The organism is Shewanella algae, assembly GCF_009183365.2.
Taxonomy (GTDB): Bacteria; Pseudomonadota; Gammaproteobacteria; order Enterobacterales; family Shewanellaceae; genus Shewanella; species Shewanella algae.
This window is the reverse complement of the sequence record NZ_CP068230.1, coordinates 4,895,001-4,909,135: the sequence shown is the minus strand read 5'-3', so window position 1 is coordinate 4,909,135 and position 14,135 is coordinate 4,895,001. Positions and strand designations below refer to the sequence as shown.

Sequence of the window (14,135 nt, the reverse complement as noted above, 5' to 3'; positions counted from 1 at the left end):
AAGGGAGTTGAGTTATGGCTGAGTTAACCACCATTGCTCGCCCTTACGCTAAGGCAGCTTTTGACTTTGCTGTTGAACATCAAGCAGTAGAAAACTGGGCAGAAATGCTCGATTTCGCGGCAATGGTGAGTGAAAACGAATCCATGAAGCCACTGCTGGCTGGATCTATGTCCAGCAATAAGCTAGCTGCACTCTTTATCAATATCTGTGGCGAGCAAATTGATGAGCACGGTCAAAATCTGATCAAGGTAATGGCTGAAAACGGTCGCTTGGAGGTACTGCCTGCTGTATCTCAGCTCTATGCTGAGTTTCGCCACGAATGGGCTAAGGAAATCGAAGCCAGCGTGGTGTCTGCTACTGAGCTTAGCTCTGAGCAGCAACAGCAGATCAGTGTTTCTTTAGAGAAACGTCTCGCACGCAAAGTTAAGCTGAATTGCAGCGTCAACGCCGAGCTTATCGCCGGTGTAATTATCAAGGCAGGGGATCTGGTGATAGATGGATCCATCCGCGGTAAATTGAACCGCCTGTCTGATAAGCTGCAGTCGTAATTGGGAGTTTGAGCATGCAACTGAATTCCACTGAAATCAGCGATCTGATTAAGCAGCGGATCGAGCAGTTCGAAGTCGTCAGTGAAGCCCGCAACGAAGGTACTATCGTTTCGGTCAGTGACGGCATCATCCGCATTCACGGCCTGGCCGATGTAATGCAGGGTGAGATGATCGAACTGCCTGGCAACCGTTATGCAATCGCGTTGAACCTTGAACGTGATTCTGTAGGTGCCGTAGTTATGGGTCCTTATGCCGATCTGGCTGAGGGCGTAAAAGTTAAAACCACTGGCCGTATTCTGGAAGTTCCAGTGGGTCGTGGTCTGCTGGGACGTGTTGTTAACACCCTGGGTGAGCCAATCGACGGTAAAGGACCAATCGACAACGATGGTTTTGCACCTGTTGAAATGATTGCTCCTGGTGTTATTGAGCGTCAATCCGTATCTCAACCGGTGCAAACCGGTTATAAAGCGGTTGATGCCATGATCCCTATCGGTCGTGGTCAGCGTGAGCTGATCATCGGTGACCGTCAAACCGGTAAAACTGCGATGGCTATCGACGCCATCATCAACCAGAAAGATTCCGGCATCAAGTGTGTGTACGTTGCAGTAGGCCAGAAGGCTTCTACTATTGCCAACGTAGTACGCAAGCTGGAAGAGCACGGTGCTCTGGCCAACACTATTGTTGTGGTTGCTACTGCTTCTGAAGCAGCTGCCCTGCAGTACCTGGCACCATACTCTGGTTGTACCATGGGTGAATATTTCCGTGACCGCGGTGAAGATGCTCTGATCGTTTACGATGACCTGTCCAAGCAGGCTGTTGCTTACCGTCAGATCTCACTGCTGCTGAAGCGTCCACCAGGCCGTGAAGCTTACCCAGGTGACGTATTCTATCTGCACTCTCGTCTGCTGGAACGTGCTTCCCGCGTGAACGAAGAGTACGTTGAGAAGTTCACCAATGGTGAAGTAAAAGGCAAGACGGGTTCTTTGACCGCTCTGCCAATTATTGAAACCCAGGCAGGTGACGTATCTGCGTTCGTACCGACCAACGTAATTTCTATTACCGACGGTCAGATCTTCCTTGAAACTGACCTGTTCAACTCTGGCCTGCGTCCAGCGGTTAACCCAGGTATCTCTGTTTCTCGTGTAGGTGGTGCGGCCCAGACCAAGATCATCAAGAAACTGTCCGGCGGTATCCGTACTGCTCTGGCACAGTATCGAGAGCTTGCTGCGTTCTCACAGTTTGCGTCTGACCTTGACGATGCAACTCGTGCCCAGCTGGAGCACGGTGAGCGTGTAACCGAACTGATGAAGCAAAAGCAATACGCTCCTATGAGCGTAGCTGACCAAGCTGTATCTATTTTTGCAGCTGAAAAAGGCTACCTGAAAGGTATTGAGCTGAAGAAGATCGGTGACTTCGAAGCCGCTCTGCTCTCTTTCATGAACGGCGAGCATGCTGAGCTGATGAAGCTGATCAACGATAGCGGCGATTACAATGCCGAAATCGAAGCTGAGCTGAAGGCTGGTCTCGACAAGTTCGTGGCAACCCAAACCTGGTAAATACATGCGAGGTGTCATAAGGCACCTCAGGTCCAGATTGGAGAGTAGAGATGGCCGGCGCTAAAGAGATTAAAACCAAGATCGCGAGTGTGAAAAACACTCAGAAGATCACGTCCGCCATGGAAATGGTGGCAGCCAGCAAAATGCGCAAGGCGCAGGACCGCATGGCTGCAAGCCGTCCATATGCGGAGAGCATGCGTAAGGTGATCGGTCACGTCGCTCAAGGTTCTCTGGAGTACAAACACCCCTACCTGGAGGTGAGAGAACCCAAGCGGGTTGGTTACATAGTAGTGGCAACCGACCGTGGCCTTTGTGGTGGTCTGAACGTCAACCTGTTCAAAAAGGTTGTCGCAGACGTGAAAAGCTGGAAAGAGCAAGGTGTAGAAGTTGAATTCTGCCCTATCGGTGCTCGCAGTGTTCAGTTTTTCAAGAGCTTTGGTGGCAAGGTACAGGCCCATGCTTCAGGTTTAGGTGATGCTCCCAAGCTCGCTGACCTGATTGGTACTGTGCGGGTAATGCTCCAGGCTTACAACGAAGGCAAGCTGGATCGTCTGTATGTGGTATTCAACAAGTTTGTTAATACCATGACGCAGACTCCTGTGATCGAGCAGCTGCTACCTTTGCCTAAATCAGACGAAGATGACGTAGCGCATCGCTGGGACTACATCTATGAGCCAGATCCAAAGGTCTTGTTGGACAAGCTTTTGGTTCGTTATGTGGAGTCTCAGGTGTATCAGGGTGTCGTTGAAAACATTGCTTCCGAGCAGGCTGCCCGTATGGTGGCCATGAAGGCAGCAACAGACAACGCCGGCACGCTGATCGATGATCTGCAACTGGTATACAACAAGGCCCGTCAGGCGGCGATTACGCAAGAGCTGTCGGAAATTGTGTCAGGTGCAGCCGCGGTTTAGGCTGGGTAACGAATACAAGTTTTAGAGGATTAATCATGAGCACAGGTACTGTTGTCCAAGTGATTGGCGCGGTTGTGGACGTTGAGTTTCCACAAGATGCCGTACCTCAGGTATATGACGCTCTGAAGATCACAGGCGAAGGCGCCTGTAAAGGCTTGGTGCTGGAAGTTCAGCAACAGCTGGGTGGTGGTGTAGTTCGTACCATCGCCATGGGTTCTTCCGATGGTCTGCGTCGTGGTATCGAGGTAGAAAACTCTGGTTCACCAATTTCCGTTCCGGTTGGGGCTGCGACCCTTGGCCGTATCATGAACGTTCTGGGTGAGCCTGTGGATGAAGCGGGCGCTATCGGTGAAGATGAGCGTTATATCATCCACCGTGATGCTCCTTCTTATGAAGAGCAATCTAACACCACTGAATTGCTGGAAACCGGCATCAAGGTTATTGACCTGGTATGTCCGTTCGCCAAGGGTGGTAAAGTAGGTCTGTTCGGTGGTGCGGGTGTTGGTAAGACAGTTAACATGATGGAACTGATCAACAACATCGCGAAAGCCCACTCAGGTCTGTCAGTATTCGCCGGTGTAGGTGAGCGTACCCGTGAAGGTAACGACTTCTACTACGAGATGAAAGACTCAGGCGTACTGGACAAGGTAGCCATGGTGTACGGTCAGATGAACGAGCCACCAGGTAACCGTCTGCGTGTTGCTCTGACCGGTCTGACTATGGCCGAGAAGTTCCGTGACGAAGGTCGTGACGTACTGTTGTTCGTTGACAACATCTACCGTTACACCCTGGCTGGTACCGAAGTATCGGCACTGCTGGGTCGTATGCCTTCTGCTGTGGGTTATCAGCCAACACTGGCTGAAGAGATGGGTGTTCTGCAAGAACGTATTACTTCTACCAAAGTGGGTTCTATCACTTCGGTACAAGCGGTATACGTACCTGCGGATGACTTGACTGACCCAAGCCCTGCAACCACCTTCGCCCACTTGGATGCGACTGTGGTACTGTCTCGTCAAATCGCTTCTCTGGGTATCTACCCAGCGGTTGACCCACTGGATTCCACCTCTCGTCAGCTGGATCCACAGGTTGTTGGCCAAGAGCACTATGACGTGGCAAACGGTGTACAGACAGTTCTGCAGCGTTACAAAGAGCTGAAAGACATCATCGCTATTCTGGGTATGGACGAGTTGTCAGATGACGACAAGATGACAGTATCCCGCGCCCGTAAGATCGAGCGTTTCCTGTCTCAGCCATTCCACGTAGCTGAAGTCTTTACCGGTTCTCCAGGTAAGTACGTGCCCCTGAAAGAAACCATCCGTGGCTTCAAGGGAATTCTGGACGGTGAGTTCGATCACCTGCCAGAGCAAGCGTTCTACATGGTTGGTTCAATCGACGAAGCCGTTGAGAAAGCCAACAAGAAATAACTAGGCAATATTGCATAGTTTGGTAAGGAGAACGGGATGGCAGCCATGACAGTACAGCTTGATATCGTCAGTGCAGAGAGCAAAATCTTCTCAGGCCTTGTTGCCCATTTACAGGTAACAGGTTCTGAGGGTGAACTGGGTATTATGCCTGGTCACACTCCGCTGCTGACCAATATCAAACCTGGCATGGCGCGCATCGTCAAACAAAATGGTCAGGAAGAGGTGTTTTACCTTTCAGGTGGTTTACTGGAAGTTCAACCCAATTCCGTGTCCGTATTGGCTGATGTTGTAATGCGTGCCGATGAGATTGACGAGCAGGCTGCAGTAGAAGCCAAGCGTCGTGCTGAGGCCCACATGGCCGATGCCGGTGCTGACTTCGATTATGCTGCGGCAGCAATTGAACTGGCTAAGGCCGTGGCTCAGTTGCGGGTCGTTGAGACCATCAAGAAGAACATTGCCAGATAACAGCACTGCTGAAAAAAGGCGCCTCAGGGCGCCTTTTTTGTGTCTGTTATTCCTGCTTGCCTCAAGCAGATTTGCAAGCTTCCAAGCTGCGTGAGCGCTGCATTTTTACTGTGATTCCGGTACACTTGCGCCAGCCTATAGAAAAGGAATCTCCCATGTCATTGAATGTTGTAATTCTCGCCGCCGGGAAAGGGACCCGGATGCGTTCCGATTTGCCTAAAGTCCTGCATAAGGTTGCCCATAAGCCCATGGTGCAGCATGTGATTGATACGGCTCATTCACTTAATGCCGACAAGATCAATCTGGTTTATGGTTATGGCGGCGACAAGCTGATGACTGAACTGGGCGAGCAACCGCTTAACTTTGTGCTGCAGGCTGAACAGCTGGGCACTGGCCACGCGGTAGCCCAGGCGATTCCCCATATAGATGACAATGACACTGTATTGGTGCTCTATGGCGACGTTCCCCTCACCCGCAAGGAAACTCTGGAAGCCCTGCTTGCTGCCAGGCAAAACGATGGCGTAGCCGTACTGACAGTGCATCTGGATGACCCAAGCGGCTATGGCCGTATGGTGCGCGAGCATGGCAAGGTGGTTGGCATAGTCGAACAGAAAGATGCTACTGCCGAGCAACTCAAGATCAATGAGATCAACAGCGGCATCATGGCATTGCCGGGCAAACAATTGAAAAACTGGCTCGGACGCTTGGAAAACAACAATGCTCAGGGCGAGTTTTATCTTACCGATGTGATCGCCATGGCTCACGCCGATGGTGTGGCCATAGACACGGCTCATCCAGTTAATTCCATAGAGACCGAAGGCGCCAATAACAGGGTGCAGTTGGCGGCGTTGGAACGTGCTTATCAGCAACGCTGTGCTGAAACCCTGATGCTGGATGGTGCCAACTTAAGAGATCCGGCACGCATAGATGTTCGCGGTGAAGTGACCGTCGGCATGGATGTGATGATAGATGTTAATGTGATCTTCGAAGGTAAAGTGGTGCTGGGTAATAACGTGACTGTAGGCGCCGGGGCTATCCTTATCGATTGTGAGATTGCCGACAACGCCGAGATTAAGCCTTACAGCATAGTCGAGGGAGCCAAGTTAGGTGATGGCGCCAGTGCCGGCCCGTTTGCTCGTCTGCGTCCGGGCGCTGAACTTAAGCAAGATGCCCATATAGGCAATTTTGTTGAGATGAAGAAAGCCGTACTCGGTGTGGGCTCCAAGGCTGGGCATCTGGCTTACCTCGGAGATGCACAAATTGGCCAAGGGGTAAACATAGGGGCCGGTACTATTACCTGCAATTATGATGGCGCCAACAAACATCTGACCGTTATTGAAGATGAAGTGTTTGTCGGCAGCGACACTCAACTGGTTGCTCCTGTCACTATCGGCAAGGGAGCCACACTGGGAGCCGGTTCCACTGTAACCCGTGATGTCGGCGCTGATGAACTGGTTATTACCAGGGTCAAGCAGAAACATATCAAGGACTGGAAGCGTCCACAAAAGCAAAAGAAGTAATTCCCTTAAATGAAAGCACCCACCTGGGTGCTTTCTATCTCACAAACCCGCGAATGGGTTTGAAGTCAATCATATTTAATTGTAAATATCCGTAAAGAAACTTAAATACTAATTCTTCTCATTTATATTTGCTGGCAAAAATAGAACAGATTGCCGGTCCGGCATCGAGAATGAGGTGATTATGAGGTTTAAGTTTTCCTGTGTAGGTATGGCTGTGGTTGCTGCTATCTCTTCAATGCCACTGGCAGCAGAGCAAGCGCCAGAAGATATTGAACGCATCAGTGTTACCGGCCGTAGCTTCAATGATTATAAGACCGGCGTCGCCTCAGGCGCGATGCGTGGTGATATCAATCTGATGGATACACCTCAATCCGTTACCGTTATCCCCGACTTTGTCACCGATGAACAGCTGGCAACGAACCTGGCTGAAGTATTGGTAAATGACTCTTCGGTCACAGCGGGTACACAGCGTTGGAACCGGCAGGTTTTCTCTATTCGGGGGTTTGAACTGGACTCTGGGTCGGGCTACTTGATCAATGGTCATCAACAGTGGTCGCACTATGTACAACCTATTGAAACCCTGCAGCAGGTAGAAGTACTCAAGGGTCCATCCAGTATGCTCTACGGCCAGTCAGGCCCTGGTGGCTTGGTTAATATGGTGACCAAGAAGCCGACCTACGACACTCTGTTTAACCTGGGGTTTGATACCGATGACAATGGCTCTACCCGCTTTCAGCTGGATGCCGGTGGTAGCCTAAACGAAGCTCAAACCATACGTTATCGCACAGTGTTGGTTAAGCAGGACACCCAATATTGGCGCGAATATCAGGATGGTGAAAATCAGGAAAGAGATCGTTGGCTGGGCTATTTAAACCTGGAGTTTGATCTCAGCGACGATATTACCTTGGCGTTGAAATATGACCACACCCAAGATAAGACAGGGATTGATGTGGGTGGCTGGTTGAATAAAAAAGGTGAGCTTATCGGTGGCAGAGACATTATCTGGGATATGCCTTGGGCATTTACCGATAATAAGGTACAGAACATGGGAGCCGATTTGGTTTGGCATCTCAACGATGACTGGAATGTGAAGCTGGGATATAACCACCAGAAGTTCCAGCGTCAGCGCTTGGATTCTGCTCCGTCTTATAATGAAAATGCGATGACGGATGGCTATAGCATCAGACCTTTCGATCGTTATGATGATTGGCAGCACAAGACTGCATATGTGGATTTCAGTGGTCATTTCAATACAGGCAGTATCGAGCATCAGTTGCTGATAGGTGCCAATTATCTGGACTACTTCTATCAACAACGTCGCGACCGCGGCGGCTCCATAACCGTAATTCCTGGTACAGGCCTACCTGCCAAGCCGGATCTTGATTATCACTCTGTGGCCAAGGGTGACCCTAGTGAATATGACTTCTATGGCGTCTACATTCAGGATTTAATCAGCTTGAATGAACAGTGGAAACTGCTCGCAGGTATACGCTATGACGAGCAAAAAGAAGACGGAGTTACCGACAGCGCAACGTCTCCCAAGTTTGGCATCATCTATTCGCCTACGGATAATGGCAGTATTTACCTGAACTACTCCAAGAGCTTTGTTCCTCAAGGAAGTGTTGATAACGAACTGGATCTTAATGACGGTATGGAACTGGATCCCGAATATGGTGAGCAGTATGAATTGGGCACCAAGTGGGAGCTGTTCGACAATAGCTTGTTGCTGACCGCTGCTGTGTTTGACATTAAGATAGACAACAGGATTGTCACTCACAGCTTGGATGTCCCTCAAGGTGATAAGAGCAAAATTACCCGTCAGGATGGGACTCAGCATCACAAGGGTTTCGAGATGGGAGCTCAGGGGCAGTTAAGTGATAAGTGGTTTATGACTGGTTCCATGATGTATCTGGATGCCACTTACAAGACGGGAGATGAACTGGATGGAAAGACTCCTATAGATGCTCCTGAATGGTCGGCCAATATTTGGACCCGTTATGAGATGACTGAAGCACTGGCTCTGAACTTCGGTGCCGTTTATGTCGGTGAGCGCTTTGCTGATAAAAACAATCAGATCACCAAAGACGGTTATGTACGTTTCGATATAGGTGCAGCTTATACCTTTGATATTGCCGGTACCGAGTTGGGTGTTCGCGCCAACATACGTAATTTGTTCGATAAAGATTATCTGGATGGCGGTGATTACCAGATGGTCACTATCGGTGAAGGTCGCCATTTCAGTCTGGCACTTGAAGCCAAGTTTTAATCGCCAATAGATATCATGCTATTCAGCAATGCCGGCCACTCCAGTGGCTGGCATTTTTTATGGATGAAATCTAATTCTTTCGGCTTCTTGTGACGCGCCCAGGCTCGGGCTGGCTTTAAGGCATGCCTGTATATCGGCAGAACTACTAACGGGCTTTTTTCACTCAGTAATTGCGTTTAGGTTTCGAAGTTATATAATTCGCCTTTCGAATCGAAACTTATTCAGTCTGGAATGACCAAACGCAACACTCAACAAAGGCGTCACGCCATAGTTACCCTGCTGCAGCAGCAGGGTGAAGTCAGTGTCGATGCCTTGGCGCTGAAGTTTGAAACTTCGGAAGTGACCATACGTAAAGACTTGGCAGCCCTGGAGAAAACCGGTTTGCTGCTGCGTCGTTATGGTGGCGCCGTCGTCGTTCCTCAAGAGATGACCCAAACCTTGTCTGAACCGCCTTCCCGCAATAAGTTGGCCATAGCTCAGGCCGCTGCCGGGCTTATCAAAGATCATAACCGCATCATTATAGATTGTGGCAGCACCACTTTGGGGCTTATTCCTGAGCTCAATGATAAGCGCGGGCTGGTGGTCATGACTAACTCCCTGCAACTGGCCAATGCGATACATGAATTGGAAAACGAGCCCACACTCTTGATGACAGGGGGCACTTGGGATCCCCACTCCGAATCTTTTCAAGGACAGGTGGCTGAGCAAGTATTGCGTTCCTACAACTTTGACCAGCTTTTTATCGGTGCCGATGGCATTGACTTGCAGCGAGGCACCACCACTTTCAATGAGTTGATTGGACTCAGCCGGGTGATGGCGGAAGTCTCCAGGGATGTGGTGGTGTTGCTCGAATCGGAAAAGGTGGGTCGCAGAATTCCTAATCTTGAGTTGCCATGGGAGTTGGTCACGACCCTGGTGACAGATGACAGGCTGCCTGATGCAGCCGCTGAAAGTATTTCAAATCAAGGGGTAAAGCTGATCTTAGCCCCTTTTACAGCATAAACTTTAAATTAAGCGGATATTGATATGTGTGGAATTGTTGGCGCAGTAGCGCAGCGGGATGTAGCTGAAATCTTGATAGAGGGGCTGAAACGCCTGGAATATCGTGGCTATGATTCGGCCGGTGTGGCTGTCATTCACCAAGGTGAACTGACCCGTACCCGCAGAGTTGGCAAGGTGCAGGAGTTGGCCGATGCTTTGCAAACTGCTCCTTTGGCCGGTGGTACAGGTATCGCCCATACCCGTTGGGCGACCCATGGTGAGCCCAGTGAGCGCAACGCGCATCCACATCAATCCGGCAGCGACATAGCCGTGGTGCACAACGGCATTATTGAAAATCACGCTAAATTGCGGGAGATGCTCAAGGGCTTGGGGTATCAGTTCAACTCAGATACAGATACAGAAGTTATTTGTCATCTGGTCGACCATGAGCTTAAGTCTGCCCCCGGCTTGCTGGCGGCGGTACAAGCCACGGTCAAACAACTGGAAGGTGCCTATGGCACTGTGGTCATCGACCGCCGTGACCCTGAACGGCTGGTGGTCGCCCGCAGTGGCAGCCCATTGGTAATAGGCTTTGGCCTGGGAGAAAACTTCGTCGCCTCGGATCAGTTGGCGCTGCTGCCGGTGACCCGTACTTTTGCCTTCCTGGAAGAGGGCGATGTTGCCGAAGTGACTCGCCGTGAGGTCCATATCTATGATCTTGACGGTAACCCGGTTGTGCGTGAAAAGAAAGAGTCTGAAATCACCCATGATGCCGGTGACAAGGGCGAGTATCGTCACTATATGCTTAAAGAGATCTATGAGCAGCCAATGGCGCTGGCCCGTACTCTCGAAGGCCGAATTGCCCAGCAGCAGGTGCTGGATACTGCCTTTGGTGATAATGCAGCCGAGCTTCTCAAAGATATCAAACACGTACAGATCATTGCCTGTGGCACCAGTTACCATGCCGGTATGGCGGCACGTTATTGGCTGGAAGATTGGGCCGGCGTTTCCTGTAATGTGGAAATCGCCTCTGAATTCCGCTACCGCAAGTCGCATCTGTTCCCCAACAGCCTGTTGGTCACCATTTCTCAATCCGGTGAAACGGCCGATACCCTGGCGGCAATGCGTTTGGCCAAAGAGATGGGGTACAAGGCAACCCTGACCATATGTAACGCCCCCGGGTCCTCGCTGGTTCGCGAGTCCGACATGGCATATATGATGAAAGCCGGTGCCGAGATAGGTGTGGCTTCCACCAAGGCCTTTACCGTGCAGTTGGCCGGTTTGTTGATGCTGACGGCGGCACTGGGACGTTATAACAGCATGAGTGTGGAAATGCAGGCGGCAATCGCCCAGAGTCTGCAGTCTATGCCGGCTAAAGTGGAGCAGGCTCTGGGGTTGGATGACGCCATAGCTGAGTTGGCTGAAGACTTTGCCGATAAGAGTCATGCCTTGTTCCTGGGACGTGGCGATCAGTATCCCATTGCGATGGAAGGTGCGCTGAAGCTGAAGGAGATTTCCTATATTCATGCCGAAGCTTATGCATCCGGAGAGCTGAAACATGGACCATTGGCGCTGATCGATGCCGACATGCCTGTGATAGTGGTGGCACCCAATAATGAACTGCTTGAAAAGCTTAAGTCCAATGTGGAAGAAGTGCGTGCCCGTGGTGGTTTGATGTATGTGTTTGCTGATGTTGATGCTGAATTTGCATCCGATGACACCATGAAGGTAATTCCTGTGCCACATTGTGATGAGTTTATGGCACCGCTTATTTACACTATTCCGCTGCAGTTGCTGTCATACCATGTTGCCCTGATCAAAGGGACTGATGTGGATCAGCCAAGAAACTTGGCCAAGTCGGTTACTGTGGAGTAATTGGCCGGAATCAAGCTCAAGCCTGAAAGTGTTGCCACTAATCGCCTGAGTGTATGTTCAGGCGGTTAATTGTGTCAGCCGCTGCTGCTTTTTTGCTTCGTATCTTTTCCAGACTTTTTCGTGGAAGTAGAAAACAACTGTGTTGATGCTGGGTTCTACCAGGGCCACGGCACCACCTATAAGTACACTGCCAGTAAGCAGATAAGTGATGGTAAAGGCTACGCTGAAGTGCAGTATGGCAAAGGTCATTGTCTTAATCATGGCGGTTCTCCTCTCTCGATAATTTAATGATAATAATTCTTATTAACAATTGAAAGAGGGTTTAACAGATTAATTTGACCGTTTTTATCTATTAAAAAGGCCACTTATGCGGCCTTTAATCGTCTAAGACTATCAGTAATGCCAAGGGAAGCTGGAAAAGTCCTGATCGCGTTTTTCAAGAAACGCGTCTCGGCCTTCCTGGGCCTCGGCTGTGCCATAGGCCAAACGGGTCGCTTCTCCGGCAAACAGTTGCTGGCCAACCAAACCATCATCAGGCAGGTTAAAGCCATATTTGAGCATGCGCATTGCGGTTGGGGACTTGGAATTGATCTCCTTGGCCCAGCGCAGAGCTTCGGTTTCAAGTTCTGCATGAGGAACTGAACGGTTAACCATGCCCATGGCAAAGGCTTCATCGGCACTGTAGTTAAAGCCACAGAAAAATATTTCCCTTGCCCGCTTCTGACCTATCATCTTCGCCAGATAAGCACTGCCATAGCCAGAATCAAAGCTGGCTACATCAGGATCTGTCTGTTTGAAAACGGCATGTTCTTTCGATGCCAGTGTCAGATCGCACACCACGTGCAGGCTGTGACCGCCACCAACCGCCCAACCGGGAACAACGGCTATGACGACCTTGGGCATAAAGCGGATCAAGCGCTGCACTTCGAGAATATGCAGGCGGCCCATGCGAGCCAAATCGGCCTTGCCGGCTTCCTCACCTTCATATTTGTAGCCGTCCTTGCCGCGAATACGCTGATCGCCACCGGAGGAGAAGGAATGTTGCCCCTTGGCCGATGGACCATTGCCCGTTAACAGCACACAACCTACATCAGACCATTGCCGGGCGTGATCCAGAGCTATGTAAAGTTCATCAACCGTCTTGGGACGAAAAGCGTTCAGGCAGTCGGGGCGGTTAATGGCAATTCGCACCGTACCTTGAGATTTGGCTCTGTGGTAAGTGATGTCTTCAAAAGCGAACCCGGCAACCTCTTCCCACAATTCAGGTTCAAAAGTATCGGAAACAAAAGATGTCATAACAAACAGCCCCTATATTGATAATGGCTCAAAGGCTAGGTGGATTGGCATGGGAGGTCAATGATTTCAGGTGCGGATTTCGCGACCGTCGACAAAACCCGCGGCTTTACTCAGAGGTTATCGCAGATGAACAACAGATTATCTTTGTTGAAAACCGGATGAGATATGACATTGCCGCGACAATACTCATCCTTGAAGTCCATCAGGGTATCTGGCGTGGTCAGTATGCCGTCCAGCTCCTGCAGCTCTGAAGCTGACAAACGCTCGGCAATATCTGCCTTGAGGCGGGCCTTTTTCTGATCGAGGCGAATGATCTGCGTGCCCGTCATGGCATCCAGCTTGCGTTCAATTTTCTTTACTAATGCTTCGGTTTGGGCAATGGGCTCATCGAGTTTATCCGTCTGAGTGACCAGGTAATAAAGCACTCCGGCCAATATTGCCAAAATAATCCAGCCTTTCATCATTTAGTCCAACTAAGGTTAATAACCCTTGTGTTACAAGGTATAATACGCCAGTTTTTATACAATAAGCAGTAAAAGGCTGTAAAGATGAGTGAAGAGTCGAGCAATAAGGATTATTCGAAAGCCAATCGAATCAAGATTCACCAGCCTGATGCGAGTAAAGCAGACCGCTTTAATCCTCGCAACCGAATTTACGTTCGTGCGGTTGATGGTCTTTGGAGTACGTTAAGGCGGCGGATGGGATGGATAGCCATGCTGTTTTTTCTCATCTTGCCCTGGCTTCCCTGGGGGGATAGGCAGGCAGTCTGGTTTAACCTGGCGGAGCAGAAGTTTCATGTATTCGGCCTGACTATCTGGCCTCAGGATCTGACGTTGCTGGCGGCCTTGTTTATGATTGCCGCCTTTGCACTGTTTTTTGTCACTACCTACCTGGGAAGGGTCTGGTGCGGGTACACCTGCCCGCAGACAGTGTGGACCTTCATCTTTATCTGGTTTGAAGAAAAGCTCGAAGGGGCACGCAACAAAAGGATGAAGTTGGATCAGATGCCCTGGAGTTTTGACAAACTCTGGCGCAAAACGGCCAAGCATACTGCCTGGTTGTTGATCTCCCTGCTGACGGCCATGACATTTGTGTCTTACTTTGTGCCCTCCAGAGAAGTATACCTAGAGGTGTTTACCTTACAGGCCAGTGGCGCCGTGTACTTCTGGGTCATTCTCTTCACTCTGGCAACCTATGGTAATGCCGGCTGGATGCGGGAAATCATGTGTATTCACATGTGCCCCTATGCACGTTTCCAGGCGGCCATGTTCGATAAGAACACCTATATTGTTG

At 50.3% G+C, this 14,135-nt stretch carries 13 protein-coding genes (1 of these 13 only partly in view); 10 read left to right on the top strand and 3 right to left on the bottom strand.

Going from position 1 to position 14,135, the window contains the following annotated elements:
• Nucleotides 1–14 precede the first annotated feature (14 nt).
• From atpH to glmS, 9 genes are all read left to right on the top strand, one after another.
• A complete protein-coding gene (gene atpH / locus E1N14_RS21905) occupies nt 15–548 on the top strand; it encodes a F0F1 ATP synthase subunit delta (protein ID WP_025011730.1) in 534 nt (177 codons plus the stop codon).
• Nucleotides 549–562: 14 nt separating this feature from the next.
• Nucleotides 563–2,104 carry a F0F1 ATP synthase subunit alpha gene (atpA, locus tag E1N14_RS21900; protein WP_025011731.1) on the top strand — a complete coding sequence of 514 codons (1,542 nt, stop codon included), beginning with the start codon at nt 563–565 and terminating at the stop codon, nt 2,102–2,104.
• Between the two features lie 50 nt (nt 2,105–2,154).
• Nucleotides 2,155–3,015, top strand: coding sequence for a F0F1 ATP synthase subunit gamma (atpG, locus tag E1N14_RS21895; protein WP_025889684.1), 861 nt, complete (start codon nt 2,155–2,157; stop codon nt 3,013–3,015).
• 35 nt (nt 3,016–3,050) lie between these two features.
• On the top strand, nt 3,051–4,439 hold the full coding sequence (gene atpD / locus E1N14_RS21890; RefSeq protein ID WP_025889685.1) for a F0F1 ATP synthase subunit beta: 1,389 nt from the start codon (nt 3,051–3,053) through the stop codon (nt 4,437–4,439).
• 36 nt (nt 4,440–4,475) lie between these two features.
• A complete protein-coding gene (locus E1N14_RS21885; protein WP_025011732.1) occupies nt 4,476–4,904 on the top strand; it encodes a F0F1 ATP synthase subunit epsilon in 429 nt (142 codons plus the stop codon).
• A gap of 155 nt (nt 4,905–5,059) precedes the next feature.
• Nucleotides 5,060–6,424 carry a bifunctional UDP-N-acetylglucosamine diphosphorylase/glucosamine-1-phosphate N-acetyltransferase GlmU gene (gene glmU, locus E1N14_RS21880; protein WP_062793859.1) on the top strand — a complete coding sequence of 455 codons (1,365 nt, stop codon included), beginning with the start codon at nt 5,060–5,062 and terminating at the stop codon, nt 6,422–6,424.
• 181 nt (nt 6,425–6,605) lie between these two features.
• Nucleotides 6,606–8,690, top strand: coding sequence for a TonB-dependent siderophore receptor (locus tag E1N14_RS21875; protein WP_044735593.1), 2,085 nt, complete (start codon nt 6,606–6,608; stop codon nt 8,688–8,690).
• A gap of 231 nt (nt 8,691–8,921) precedes the next feature.
• Nucleotides 8,922–9,692 (top strand): DeoR/GlpR family DNA-binding transcription regulator, encoded by a 771-nt coding sequence (locus tag E1N14_RS21870; RefSeq protein WP_025011733.1) that lies wholly within the window; start codon nt 8,922–8,924, stop codon nt 9,690–9,692.
• Between the two features lie 24 nt (nt 9,693–9,716).
• Entirely contained in the window at nt 9,717–11,546 is a 1,830-nt protein-coding gene (gene glmS / locus E1N14_RS21865) for a glutamine--fructose-6-phosphate transaminase (isomerizing) (RefSeq protein WP_025011734.1), read from the top strand.
• 57 nt (nt 11,547–11,603) lie between these two features.
• On the opposite strand, the gene E1N14_RS21860 is transcribed toward glmS, so the two are convergent.
• From E1N14_RS21860 to E1N14_RS21850, 3 genes are all read right to left on the bottom strand, one after another.
• The gene (locus tag E1N14_RS21860; protein WP_025011735.1) at nt 11,604–11,807 is read right to left on the bottom strand and encodes a DUF2061 domain-containing protein; all 204 of its coding nucleotides are present in this window, start codon (nt 11,805–11,807) and stop codon (nt 11,604–11,606) included.
• A 132-nt stretch (nt 11,808–11,939) separates the two neighbouring features.
• Nucleotides 11,940–12,842, bottom strand: a complete 903-nt coding sequence (locus E1N14_RS21855) for a 1,4-dihydroxy-2-naphthoyl-CoA synthase (protein ID WP_025011736.1) — start codon at nt 12,840–12,842, stop codon at nt 11,940–11,942.
• 110 nt (nt 12,843–12,952) lie between these two features.
• Nucleotides 12,953–13,303, bottom strand: a complete 351-nt coding sequence (locus tag E1N14_RS21850; RefSeq protein WP_025011737.1) for a hypothetical protein — start codon at nt 13,301–13,303, stop codon at nt 12,953–12,955.
• An 87-nt stretch (nt 13,304–13,390) separates the two neighbouring features.
• On the opposite strand from E1N14_RS21850, the gene ccoG reads away from it, so the two are divergent.
• Nucleotides 13,391–14,135 carry the 5' portion of a cytochrome c oxidase accessory protein CcoG gene (gene ccoG, locus E1N14_RS21845; RefSeq protein WP_025011738.1) on the top strand. It continues 683 nt past the right edge of the window, so only the first 745 of its 1,428 coding nucleotides appear in the window; the start codon lies at nt 13,391–13,393; its stop codon lies beyond the right edge, outside the window.

Coding starts and splice junctions, on each gene's coding strand:
- atpH (WP_025011730.1), top strand. CDS start 15: ATGGCTGAGTTAACCACCATTGCTCGCCCTTACGCTAAGGCAGCTTTT.
- glmS (WP_025011734.1), top strand. CDS start 9,717: ATGTGTGGAATTGTTGGCGCAGTAGCGCAGCGGGATGTAGCTGAAATC.
- atpG (WP_025889684.1), top strand. CDS start 2,155: ATGGCCGGCGCTAAAGAGATTAAAACCAAGATCGCGAGTGTGAAAAAC.
- E1N14_RS21860 (WP_025011735.1), bottom strand. CDS start 11,807: ATGATTAAGACAATGACCTTTGCCATACTGCACTTCAGCGTAGCCTTT.
- E1N14_RS21855 (WP_025011736.1), bottom strand. CDS start 12,842: ATGACATCTTTTGTTTCCGATACTTTTGAACCTGAATTGTGGGAAGAG.
- atpD (WP_025889685.1), top strand. CDS start 3,051: ATGAGCACAGGTACTGTTGTCCAAGTGATTGGCGCGGTTGTGGACGTT.
- atpA (WP_025011731.1), top strand. CDS start 563: ATGCAACTGAATTCCACTGAAATCAGCGATCTGATTAAGCAGCGGATC.
- E1N14_RS21875 (WP_044735593.1), top strand. CDS start 6,606: ATGAGGTTTAAGTTTTCCTGTGTAGGTATGGCTGTGGTTGCTGCTATC.
- E1N14_RS21850 (WP_025011737.1), bottom strand. CDS start 13,303: ATGAAAGGCTGGATTATTTTGGCAATATTGGCCGGAGTGCTTTATTAC.
- E1N14_RS21885 (WP_025011732.1), top strand. CDS start 4,476: ATGGCAGCCATGACAGTACAGCTTGATATCGTCAGTGCAGAGAGCAAA.
- glmU (WP_062793859.1), top strand. CDS start 5,060: ATGTCATTGAATGTTGTAATTCTCGCCGCCGGGAAAGGGACCCGGATG.
- E1N14_RS21870 (WP_025011733.1), top strand. CDS start 8,922: ATGACCAAACGCAACACTCAACAAAGGCGTCACGCCATAGTTACCCTG.